The sequence below is a fragment of the Glaciimonas sp. Gout2 genome, from assembly GCF_035018905.1.
GTDB lineage: Bacteria > Pseudomonadota > Gammaproteobacteria > Burkholderiales > Burkholderiaceae_D > Glaciimonas.
The window spans coordinates 83,873-95,785 of record NZ_JASJXA010000017.1; the positions used below are offsets into that span (position 1 = coordinate 83,873).

Sequence of the window (11,913 nt, forward strand, 5' to 3'; positions counted from 1 at the left end):
CATCCTCGATTCACTGCCATCGTTTTGTAAATGAACCGGTGATTGCAATGCATTACACTCTGTGTCAAGCCGCAGTCAAGCCAGTGTTAAGCTGGTGTAACAAGGTATCTAACGGTGCCGCAGAGTATTTAGCGTCAGGTCGCTTATTACATGGCGTTAACTTGGTTTTCACGTTCCTCGGCGGCAGTTCCATTTCGCTACGCCATTAGCGCATCAATCAGGAGGTTAAGTTGACAGACAAATTCATGCAAGCAGCCATCGAAGAAGCGAAAAAAGGACTCGCTGAAGGTGGTATTCCTATTGGTTCGGTACTGGTGATTGACGATAAAATCGTGGGAAGAGGGCACAATCGGCGCGTGCAAAACGGCAGCGCTATTTTGCATGCTGAAATGGATTGCCTCGAAAACGCGGGTCGACTTAAAGCCAGCGATTATCAACGGGCGGTCATGTATTCCACGCTATCTTGTTGCGACATGTGCAGCGGCGCGGCGCTGCTATACAAAATTCCAAAAATTGTCATTGGAGAGAACCAGACTTTCCAGGGACCGGAAGCCTACATGCGGTCGCGTGGCGTGACCTTGGAAATAGTAGATAACGACGAATGCGTCACCCTCATGCGGGATTTTATCCAAGCCCAACCAGCGCTTTGGGATGAGGACATTGGGGAAGATTAAATTCTACGCTCATCAAATGATGCCCTGATTCATGACACCTTCGGTGTCTCAACCGCGCTGAAATATATTGAATTGAAGAGAGAGAGCAAACACCAAAACGTCATCAGTATCGCCCCAACTATCGTATTCGTTGCAGCCAGATCGTTTTAGGAAGTTTGTCCCATTAAAACCAAGCTAAGCCAATTGACTTAGCTTGGTTGTCATCGACGCACTCGCAGTTTCTACACTTAAGTTGAAATAAATGAAAAGCCGCGATAGTGCTGTCATCACATTGGAATATTTTCTGGCGTATATTTTTCGGGTGATTTTGAAGGATCTGCTTTTACTGCTCTTCCCGCCTTTCTCTGATCAATATAAGTATCTTTTAAAAGTCCTTGCTCGGTATTGAATAATCTTGACTGCCTACGCTCAGCAGGCATTTCCTTATAGGGAGAGCTGATCCAGGGTTGGTGCGCATCTCCCAAAACGTCAGGGTTGGCATCGTGTGGAGGCGCCCCGAACAGCGCAGCATTCCCTCCGGGAAGCTCGGCAAGATACTTTTGCATTGCGAATAAGGCGCGATCAGACAATCCACTTTCAATACCAGTCGGATAGCTACCGCCTACATCGGCATGCGCCCCTGGCGACAACCATTGGGTAAGATTTGTTCGCACATCCCATAACGTCGGAGTAAAGTCGGTCCGTTGTTCGTCCAGTGATATTGCATGGAACCCATATTCAACGCGCTCATTCAGAGCGAGGTCCGCAAAGCGAAAAACATCTAACCGCTGATCTTCGTTCTCGTATTGTGGAATACCTAATGCCCCTACCGTGTCCCATACGCCAATGGCTTGAATCTCAACATCCTCAATTAGCATGCTTGCTTGAGGCGGTGATGAAAAAAAACCAGGTAAATCGTATATTGTCTTTTCAAGCCGATGAATAAATTCGACTTTATTAATGCGATCGTCATCCTTTTGTTTTTGGTTCCACAAGGCACAACCGAGCTTATACGCCTGCTCTTTATCATCGAGATTAATTTTACGTGCATCGAGCAATCCCTGGCTGAGAATCAGTCCTGCCAAAGCGCGTGCGGTGTACGCGCCGCGACTGAACCCCACCAGAAAAATTCGGTCACCAGGAACATAGTTGCGAGAGATGAACGTATAACCACGTACGATTCGAGTGACCAGCCCGGCCCCAAATACACCACCTAATAACTTCACCAGCGCATTCGCATCATCCCCGACACCATCAAGGTATTTCGAGATTTGGAGCAGGTTACCGTCGGAATCGAACAGTGAGCGCTCGGCTTCACCGGCATAACTTGTTGACGCGATTGAATCTCGACCAGAAAGCCAGTGGTACAGCTTGAGAACATTGCTAGGCAGCGTGGGAACAGGATCGCCATCAACATCTTTGCCGGGACCATTCCATGTGCCATCTGTGCATAAAATAATATTCTTAGCCATATTGTTTACTTTCCTTTGTGTTCATTGCATGAGCCGGACATGCCAAATCTGTCGATCAGTGAAGCGGAAACGTCATACCTAAAACTTTTAAATGTGCCATTAAGAGGAGAAGAAAAAACTAATGATTTTAATTAAAAAACGGTCGTAACTAATGTCTCTGCAAACGGATCTAAGCCGTCATTTTTTAAAAGGAAAATTTCTTAACATGCGTGTTTCTCCTTCTATTTCGAAGGTTGGGGCAAAAGTTAATCTATAGATATTCGTGTTTACAGGTAAGTATCATTACGTAACATTGGGGTTACATAAAAAATCTATGGTTGATCGCCTTTAGGGCCAATTTAACCGGAGAAATAAGAACGGTGAGTCTTAAAGGCCAGTGGTGTGGACCGCGAGGCTGGCAAAATTTCCGAAATAAAACGAGCGTATGTTATTCGTTTTATAAAAAATAAAATGAAAAATTTTAAATATTGAATGTGAGAAATATTTCGTTGTTTTTGGATGAGATGTTGCTTATAATAAAATCGTCGAAAACAGGGTGTCATTGCAGCCAGTGTTTTACGACTTATGAAAGTTAAAAAAATCTACCCATCAGATAATTTTTGGAGTGCGTTACATCTTTCGCAAGATATATTTGAGCCGAGAGTCGACGTTCCATCATTTAGGGGTGTTCTGTGAACGCATACGTATTACCGCAAGCCAAATCGCTTTGGGTAACCTCGTTATCAGCGCATATCGGTGCCAAGATTGACGGCATCAATATAAGGGGATCGTTGCCGGGACTGCAAGTCGCCGAGATGTGCGCGGCGTTGCTTCGTTGGGCGATGATATTTTTCCGCGCACAATTTCTGACCTTTACGCAGCATGTCGCATGTAGCTCGCAGTGTGGCGATTTGACGGCAGCACGTCCCATCTTCTGGCATGTCGACGCCCATCAACATATCTCTTCTCGTCCCAACTCTCGCAGAGCAACCTGCTTTCAGCCCAAGCCCTGAAAGTTACCTCTTTACGACCTGAAAACGTTATTCGATACTCGATAAGACGTGGTCAATATTTTTTTAAACAGGGGCAAATATTCGCAGCGACGCCTATAAACAGTGTCGTCCCTCCACTTAAATAAAGGAATGCCAAGGAATAATCCGAAGTGTTTAAAAACTTAGTCGATTGCAGATGCTGCTGACCATACGCAGCGAATTATTCGCCAGCGTAAAGATCTGTCTGCTTTCGGCGTTGAGCGGTTGTTGGTACCCATTATAAGCGTGTGAGATTTGGTAATTAGCCAGTTAACATAGTATTGCAAATCGAGGACCACTTACCATGAGCATAGTCAATCTAGATCTCCTTCCTGTAACCGCTCGTATTGGTGCCGAAGTACGTAGTATTAACCTATCGGGCGTCATTCATGGCGATACATTTGAGTCACTTCGGCAAGCGCTGTTTAAACACAAAGTATTATTTTTTCGCAACCAATATCATATAGATGACCAAGCGCAAGAAGGCTTTGCACGCCGCTGGGGCGAGCTGGCCCCGCCTACAGCCGCCCCGTTGCGCGACGACGCCGACTTTTTGATGGAACTGGATTCCAACTATAATGGCGGCGCGAATGCATGGCATAGCGACGTGACCTTTGACGTGGCCTATCCGCAAGCCTCTGTCTTGCGTGTGGTTGCGATCCCAGCGGTAGGGGGCGACACCGTATGGGCCAACACCGCTACGGCCTATACCGATTTACCCGAGGGCTTGCGCAAGCTTGCAGATACATTATGGGCATTACACACCAATGATTATGGCCATGCCGCTACCCGACTTGATCCAACGGATGAAAGCTTGCGTCATTATCGGGATGTATTTACTTCAATCATCTATGAAACCGAACATCCCATCGTGCGCGTGCATCCCGAAACCGGAGAGCGGACATTGGTGTTGGGTCAGTTTGTGAAAAAACTGCTGGATTTCACTGCGGGCGATTCGGAACGTCTCTTGTCCATACTTCAAAGCCATGTGACTCGTCTCGAAAATACTATGCGCTGGCGCTGGGCTGTCGGTGATGTGGCGATATGGGACAACCGCGCAACGCAGCACTACACCATCAACGATTACGGTGATCAGCATCCTATCGTCCGGCGTTTGTCCATCGCAGGTGACGTGCCCATCAGTGTCGATGGACGACGTAGCTTAGCACGCGTAGTGGCAGCACGCAGTGGTCCCGAGCTAGCTACTGCCGCCAACCTCGTCGCGGTCAAAAACCAATACGAGGATACGCACATAGTCTTGCCGCGTCTTTGAGTTAGAGGAAAGGCGTCCCCAGCAAGAATGCATATTCTTGCTGGGGATCAGTCACCGTTATGGGATGTTATTCAGGCTTTAAGTGGGCGCGGATATTGAGTCTGTCAATCCGACTGGCTGCAAGTTCAGCCAGCAAATGAGAGGACGATGCAAGCTGACATTACAACGTGCCTACTTGCACTGAATCACTAGAACCTATGATGGAGAAAGGATATCCATGGAGCCTGTCATCAGCGTCAAATAGTCGGTCTGTAGAGAAGTATTAGTGATGATGTGATGGAAAGACAACCCGCCCGGATGGGTTGGAGATCACGGTTCATTAACACTCCCCTCACGGGTTCCATGCACGAGCAGGCGGAGTAGGTTACGAGGCGGCGGGAATTTACCACTCGGATTTCATCTAAGTACTAACGCTAACGGAGAACACCTATGCGTTTTTTTCTCACCTCGACGCACACTCGCAGCGTCCGCATAAGCATCATCGCCGCTGCAGCGTGCCTTATATTTGGTACTTCCAGCGGCGTCGCGCTAGCCGATACGCTAGCGTTCAGGCCAGTTCCCAGCGCTGAAATTTCGGCGCTATCTTCCGCGCCACCATCCGAGCTATATCCGGCGCTTTTTGCTACGGTGCAGATGGCACATGTTTTCACCGACGGCAAAACCTTTGCTGACGCGATACCGAAAGACCCACCGTCCATCATTGCGGCGCTTTACCAGAGAGAAAAAAATCGCCTGGGATTCAAGCTGGCCGACTTTGTGCAACAGCACTTTGATTTGCCACAAGACAGCACGGATGTGTATGTCAGCGATCGAACTCAATCGTTACAACAACACATCGCTGGCCTTTGGCCGCACCTGACTCAGCAGCCTGCCCAAGTGCGCCGCGGTTCTTCACTGCTACCGTTGCCGCAACCGTATGTGGTGCCAGGTGGCCGCTTCCGCGAGGTTTACTATTGGGATTCTTATTTCACCATGTTGGGCCTTCTGCAAAATGGCAAGCCGCAGCTAATCAGTGCCATGGTCGATAATTTTGCCAGCCTGATTGATCGCTACGGCCACATCCCGAACGGCAACCGTAGTTATTACCTAAGCCGTTCGCAGCCGCCTTTCTATTACAAGATGGTGGGTTTGTTATCTACTGAGGATGAGGCCAGCGCTTATGCGCGCTATTTGCCGCAATTGCGAAGGGAGTATGCTTTCTGGATGGATGGTGCAAGTGGCCTCAAGCCCGGCACTGCTTACCGACGCGTTGTGGCGCTGCCTGATGGCGGTTTGCTGAACCGTTACTATGATGACCGCGACGTGCCGCGCGACGAGTCGTATGCAGAAGACGTCAAGGCGGCGCAGCAGAGCAAGCGCCCGGCAGCGGAGGTTTATCGCGATCTGCGTGCCGGTGCGGAAAGTGGCTGGGATTACAGCAGTCGCTGGTTCGCTGACGGAAAGTCACTGACTACTATTGAAACCACCGCCATTCTGCCGGTTGATCTCAACAGTTTGATGTTTGGCTTAGAAAATGCGATCCACCTCGGTTGCGAGCGCGTGCACGATGTGGCGTGTAGTAAGGATTTCAAGCAGCGCGCCGACCGCCGCCGTGCAGCGGTGCAAAAGTATTTTTGGGACGACACCGCTGGAAATTATGTTGATTATCAATGGATCAGGCGGCGATCAACCGCCCGTCCCAGTGCTGCCACGTTATACCCGCTATTCGTCGGCATCGCCGAACCCGCGCAGGCTGTCCGGGTGGCACAGTGGGTTGGCAAGTCGTTGTTGCGGCCCTCGGGTATCGTCACCACGACGGTCGACAGCGGGCAGCAATGGGATGCGCCTAATGGCTGGGCGCCGCTGCAATGGATAGCGGTCGACGGCCTCAATCATTATGGTCAGCATGCCCTGGCACGCGATATCGCCACGCGCTGGATGGGCAAAGTGCAGCAAGTCTACGCTGCTAGCGGCAAGCTGGTGGAAAAATATAATGTCATTGGCACCAGTGCCCACGCTGGCGGCGGTGAGTATGCTTTGCAGGATGGCTTCGGCTGGACCAACGGCGTTGCGATGCAGCTGATGACGTTGTATCCAGAGCTGAAGCAGCCTTGAAGGGGTGTTTTTTCGATTTATATTAGCTTGTGTAGTTTCTTGCAATATCAAAACATGCGCTGGAGACGTTTGATAAAACACCGGATGTGGCATTTCTCAAGAGAAATTTTATAGCGTTGAGTGGAAATACTTATTAACAAGTGGCAAATCAAGCTTGAGGTCCACGCGTGAGAAAGGCCCAGGGTTGGTCGTAATACGTTCTATGCGCTTAACGTCAAATAACAATATAATCCTGCAAAGTATTTCAATGATAGGAGCATTCTGTGATTAACGCGATCGTAAAAAGCACGCAGGAAACGCTGAATCATGATTTTATATTAGCGACCGAAGAAACCGATTTTGCCAAAGCGCAGACGTTGCTTGATCTAGGCGTAAATGTGAATTGTTTCAACGGCGCCGCGCTTGCGATAGCGGTTGGTAATGGCGAAACAGCGTTCGTCGATTTCCTGATCGCCAACGGTGCAAACGTGCATCTCAAAGAGCCATTTGGATTATCGTTAATTCATCTGGATGCGGCACGCGGCGGTTATTGTACCGAAGCACTCATCAACGCGGGTGCGAACGTGAGCGAAAAAATCGGGGCAGGCAATTCACTCCTACACAATGCTGTTCTCATCGGCGACGCGGAGCGGGTTGAGATGCTGATCAAAGCCGGCGCAGAAGTATCTGCGACAACTCGTCGTGGTGAAACACCATTGATGTTGAACCTGTTAAAGATTTCTGAAGAATTAATGGAAGATGCTTCTCGCCGACTGGAATTTGGTCCGCACTGGTTGCGTGCGCGCTACGCCATTCTTGATCGCTTGGTCCACTCCGATGATGCTGATCTGAGTATCCCGGATTCCGGTGGAAAGACTGCGCTGCACTATGCTGCAAGTATCAATGATGACGTTACGTTACGCATGATGTTTTCTACTCTGCCTACTTTGGATACGAGAGACTTACAAGGAAAAACGCCTCTCCACATCGCTTTTGCTTGTGGGAACATATTATTTATTCAGCGAGCAACAGATGGCGGTGCAGATCCCGAACTGTTGAAAAGTTTAGCAAAAGTATAAAATAGTATGGTCAAGGAAAATGTGAAGAACTGATCCGCTTATTTGCAATGATGAAAAATAAAAAACGGTATTTTTACGATTATTGATATTGAATTTCTCCCGAATTTTTGTCGCCTTTGCACAATCTAATATGTATGGCGCTCTCTCAAAAAAAACCGCAAGCTGGTCATTCATATCTGCAATGCGGATGCGCAGCCCAGCCTTTGCGGCAGTTGGAATGTAGCGCATCTGTCGCTTGTTCTTAACTTGATCTCCGATCACAAAGTTAGCCGCTGACATAGTCAAACGCCACCAAACGCCATCAAGCGTGGTCAAACCTATCAATAACGGAAATCGGCCCGTTATACCGTACCTTAATTGCACAACAACGCTACATCCACGTATATTGTCGAACGGATCGCTGAATCTTAGCGTGGAACAGATGTTATGTTTCTAGTCACTGGTGCGACGCTTGTTTCTGCCAGTTGTGTGTATGCGTATTGCTAAAAGCAATAACAAAATCGGAGGATAGATGCGCAAACACCTTGTTAAAAAAACGGGTATGCAGAATCCCGGATATTCGATTCCCCAAACGCACGGGCCACTTCAAACCCACCCTCGCACAATCGGCTGGTTTGGCGCCACTGCACTGGCAATAGGCGGCAGCAATCAAATCCTGTTCCTGCTGTCGGCGCTCTTTATCGGACAGGAAACCATATCGGGACAAGGTAGCGCGACAATTCCCCTGCTGATCGCTGGCCTGTTGCTTGCCTGGGCCGCAGCGCCTGGCTGGGTTGAACTGGTATTGATGTTTCCAAACCGTGTGGGCGGCATTTCCGCAAGTTGCGTCGAGGCTTTTCGGCCATATAGTCCGGTACTCGCCAATCTGACTGGCGTCTGCTACTGGTGGGGATGGGTTCCCACCTGCGGGTTGACCGCCATACTATCGGCATCGGCAATACACGAATGGTATTTGCCGGGCGTGCCAGTCAATGTGATGGCAGTGTCGCTGGTGGTCTTTTTTACCGGTATCAGTCTGTGCGGTATCAAATGGGTAAGTCGGCTGGCGATTCCGATTGCCAGCCTGTCGGCGTTACTGGCGTTCGTTTCTGGATTAGCGCCGATGCTGGCTGGAGAAGTCGATTGGCAACAGGCCACCACCTTCCATCTGACCACGCCTTTTCCCGGCTGGTTCGGCGAATTGACCAGCCTCATGGCCGGGTTGTATCTCATTGGATTCGCCGCGCCCGCGTTTGAGGCGGCGGCCTGTCATGTCGGCGAAATGGTTGATCCTAAGAAAACGTTGCCGCGCGCCATGCTCGCCAGCGCTGCGATAGCCGGTCTGTTCTTCATAATGCTCCCAATCGTGTGGCTCGGCACGCTTGGAGCGGATGCAATGGGCAAAGATTTGGCGCTGGAGTTGGGCCCCACCTTTGCCCCGTTGTTTGGCAATGCTGGCAAGGCAATCGCGGTCTGGTTCATGATGTTAAGCATGTTTTCCGGCACCTTGCAGCCGCTCGCCGGTGCCTCGCGCACGTTGTCCCAATTATCGGAAGACGGCTTGTTGCCACGCGCTCTCGCATTGCGTTCGCGCACCGACACACCTTGGGTGGCGACGTTGCTGACGGCTGGGATGGCGATCTTGTTCCTGTTAATCGGCGACCCGATCTGGCTAATTGCCGCTGCCAATTTTACTTACTTGATCAGTATTGCATTGCCCAGTGTTGCGGTCTGGCTGCTGCGGCGTGATGCGCCCGCGATGGCGCGGCCTTACCGCGCTCCTCGTGGCACCATCATGCTCGGACTGGCTGCCGCCGTCATGTGGGCGGTGTCCGCGTTATTAGGATTCGAGCAGTTCGGATTGCCGACCGTACTAATCGGTTTGGCCTTTGCCTATTCTGGCTCGTTGCTGTACATGTGGCGCAGGATTGCGGACCGGCGCGATTCCGGTTTGCCGGGCATTGCACGCACGCTGCACCTTAAGCTAACCGGCGCGATGATACTGGTTATGGTGTTGGACGGCACCGGTTATCTTCTGGCAGTCGCCAACATTCCACGCCCCGAGGGCGTCTTGATGACGGCACTGGCGGATATTTTCGTCGCCGTCGCCATGCTCACCATTGCCGTTGGGTTAGTGTTGCCTGGCATGATCGCCCATTCAGCAGTCGAGATTTCCGAAGCCGCAAAACAGCTTGCCAGCGGCACGCTGACAGAGCTTTCGCGTGCCATGCAGGCGCTTGGACGCGGTGATATTAACGCGGCCCATGCTAGTGTTTCATTTACCCCCGTGCGGGCACGTTCACGCGACGAAGTCGGCGAGATGGCCGCAAGTTTCAATTTGCTACAGTATGAAGTTGCCAACGTAGCCACTGGGCTCGACGGTGCCCGCGAAGGGTTGCGTCATGCGCAGCACGAAGTCACCACTGCGCACTTCAAACTCCAGCAACGCATCCACGAGCATGAGCAAGTTGAAGAAAAACTGTCGGGCATCCTGGATTCCATCCCGATGGTGGTGTGGTCTATTTCCGCTGAATATGCGCTGCTGTATATAAACCCGGCGTCGCACGTCATTTACGGACGGTCGGTGGCAGAGTTTACCGCGGACCCTACTTTGTGGACCAAAATCGTGCACCCCGATGACCGCACCAGGTTCAGGCAGTGGCTGGCGCAAGTATTAATCGGGGACCCACAAACGCTGGAATATCGCATCGTGCGGCCGGATGGCGAGGTGCGCTGGCTTGAAGATCGCGCCAGAACGGCTCGCGATGCGCATGGCAATCCACTCAGGCTTAATGGTGTGGCAACTGATATTTCCGAGCGCAGGTTACGCACTGCACGAATCGAATCCCTCGCTAATTTTGATCCACTGACCGGGCTGCCCAACCGGAATCTCTTCGTCAACCGTCTCGAACAATCATTACGTCATGCACGTCGTGCACGGTCCAGAGTTGGATTACTGTTTCTCGATATCGATCGTTTTAAATACTTCAATGACAGCTTTGGCCACGCATTCGGTGACAGCGTGCTTAAGGAGTTTGCCTTCAGGATTAAATCAGTCCTGCGCGACGAAGACACACTCGCCCGTTTTGCAGGTGACGAGTTCGTCATCCTTTTAGATCACATCAGAGAGTCAGAAGACGCCGCCAGTGTCGCTTTGAAAATACTGACCGCGTTTGCGGAGCCAGTGTCAGCGGATGGACGTGAACTACATATGAGCGCCAGCATCGGCGTCAGCGTCTATCCCGAAGATGCCGATAGCGCTGACACTTTACTCAAGCACGCAGACCTGGCGATGTATCGGGCTAAAGATCAAGGTCGCAATTGCTTCCAGTGTTATACGGTGGAAATGGGTGCTAAGGCAGTGGAAAGGGGGCATCTTGAAGATGCTCTACATCACGCGTTAGAAAACAATGAATTCGAGCTGCATTACCAACCCCAGATCGATTTGGAAAACGGACATGTAAAAAGTATCGAAGCGTTGATCCGCTGGCGAAATCCAAAACTTGGGTTCGTAGCGCCCGGACGTTTCATTCAGATCGCGGAAGAAACCGGCCTTATCGTTCAGATCGGCGAATGGGTACTGAAAACGGCTTGCGCGCAAGCCAGCATCTGGCATCAAGCGGGTTATCCGCTGACCGTGGCAGTGAATGTGTCGGGTCGTCAGCTTAAGCAAAAAAACTTCCTGCATTTGGTGCAGGACGCGATCGAGGCAGCCGACTTGAAGGCAAACTATCTTGAGTTGGAGTTGACCGAAAGTATGTTGATGAACGACTCCGAAGCGACGATTCAAATTCTGGATGATCTAAAAGTCCTTGGGGTTCAGCTATCGATTGACGATTTTGGAACCGGCTTTTCAAGCTTGAGTTATCTGAGTCGATTCCCTATAGATATTATCAAAATCGATCAGACGTTCGTTGCTGGTCTTGCTATCAAACCGGAGGCGGCATCCATTACACTGGCGATCATCGCACTGGCAAAGGCGCTTGGTCTTAAAACCGTCGCGGAAGGCGTGGAGACGGTCGAGCAACTTAATTTTTTGTATGAAAATGAGTGCGATGCGATACAAGGGTTTTATTTCAGTCGCCCATTGCCTGTGGCAGAAATGACAGCGTTACTGCAACGCGGTAGAAAACTACACCTCGGTAAAACTCACGATCTGGGTCCTTATCTGCATCTGATTCCACATTTAGGGACGGATGGTTAGGTTTCAAGCGGCGTCGTCTTCGGCCGCTTGGTGGCGTGATGGAAAAGGGGGCGTTAGCCGAGCTGGGCATTCGCCAGCTCGCTGATGGATATCAGTTGGGTATTCTGGCCGATCGTGACCACCGATTCTGGTCTATCGTGACCGACCATTCTGGCGCATCGTGACCGCTC

At 50.7% G+C, this 11,913-nt stretch carries 8 protein-coding genes; 6 read left to right on the forward strand and 2 right to left on the reverse strand.

Translation table 11 applies throughout. The features are described 5' to 3' along the window. Positions 1-230 precede the first annotated feature (230 nt). Positions 231-674 carry a nucleoside deaminase gene (locus QN379_RS13560; protein ID WP_323506856.1) on the forward strand — a complete coding sequence of 148 codons (444 nt, stop codon included), beginning with the start codon at positions 231-233 and terminating at the stop codon, positions 672-674. Between the two features lie 266 nt (positions 675-940). On the opposite strand, the gene QN379_RS13565 is transcribed toward QN379_RS13560, so the two are convergent. Beyond that, entirely contained in the window at positions 941-2,125 is a 1,185-nt protein-coding gene (locus tag QN379_RS13565; RefSeq protein ID WP_322236916.1) for a DUF2235 domain-containing protein, read from the reverse strand. 671 nt (positions 2,126-2,796) lie between these two features. On the opposite strand from QN379_RS13565, the gene QN379_RS13570 reads away from it, so the two are divergent. From QN379_RS13570 to QN379_RS13585, 4 genes are all read left to right on the forward strand, one after another. Next, positions 2,797-3,117 (forward strand): hypothetical protein, encoded by a 321-nt coding sequence (locus tag QN379_RS13570; RefSeq protein ID WP_323506857.1) that lies wholly within the window; start codon positions 2,797-2,799, stop codon positions 3,115-3,117. A 322-nt stretch (positions 3,118-3,439) separates the two neighbouring features. After that, positions 3,440-4,408 (forward strand): TauD/TfdA family dioxygenase, encoded by a 969-nt coding sequence (locus QN379_RS13575; RefSeq protein ID WP_323506858.1) that lies wholly within the window; start codon positions 3,440-3,442, stop codon positions 4,406-4,408. A gap of 429 nt (positions 4,409-4,837) precedes the next feature. After that, entirely contained in the window at positions 4,838-6,502 is a 1,665-nt protein-coding gene (gene treF, locus QN379_RS13580) for an alpha,alpha-trehalase TreF (protein WP_323506859.1), read from the forward strand. Positions 6,503-6,765: 263 nt separating this feature from the next. Then, positions 6,766-7,560 (forward strand): ankyrin repeat domain-containing protein, encoded by a 795-nt coding sequence (locus QN379_RS13585; protein ID WP_323506860.1) that lies wholly within the window; start codon positions 6,766-6,768, stop codon positions 7,558-7,560. Here the strand turns inward: QN379_RS13585 and QN379_RS13590 are convergent. Beyond that, the gene (locus QN379_RS13590; protein WP_322236926.1) at positions 7,546-7,875 is read right to left on the reverse strand and encodes a hypothetical protein; all 330 of its coding nucleotides are present in this window, start codon (positions 7,873-7,875) and stop codon (positions 7,546-7,548) included. The genes QN379_RS13585 and QN379_RS13590 overlap by 15 nt on opposite strands. Before the next feature lie 196 nt (positions 7,876-8,071). On the opposite strand from QN379_RS13590, the gene QN379_RS13595 reads away from it, so the two are divergent. Continuing rightward, the gene (locus QN379_RS13595) at positions 8,072-11,743 is read left to right on the forward strand and encodes an amino acid permease (RefSeq protein WP_323506861.1); all 3,672 of its coding nucleotides are present in this window, start codon (positions 8,072-8,074) and stop codon (positions 11,741-11,743) included. Positions 11,744-11,913 lie beyond the last annotated feature (170 nt).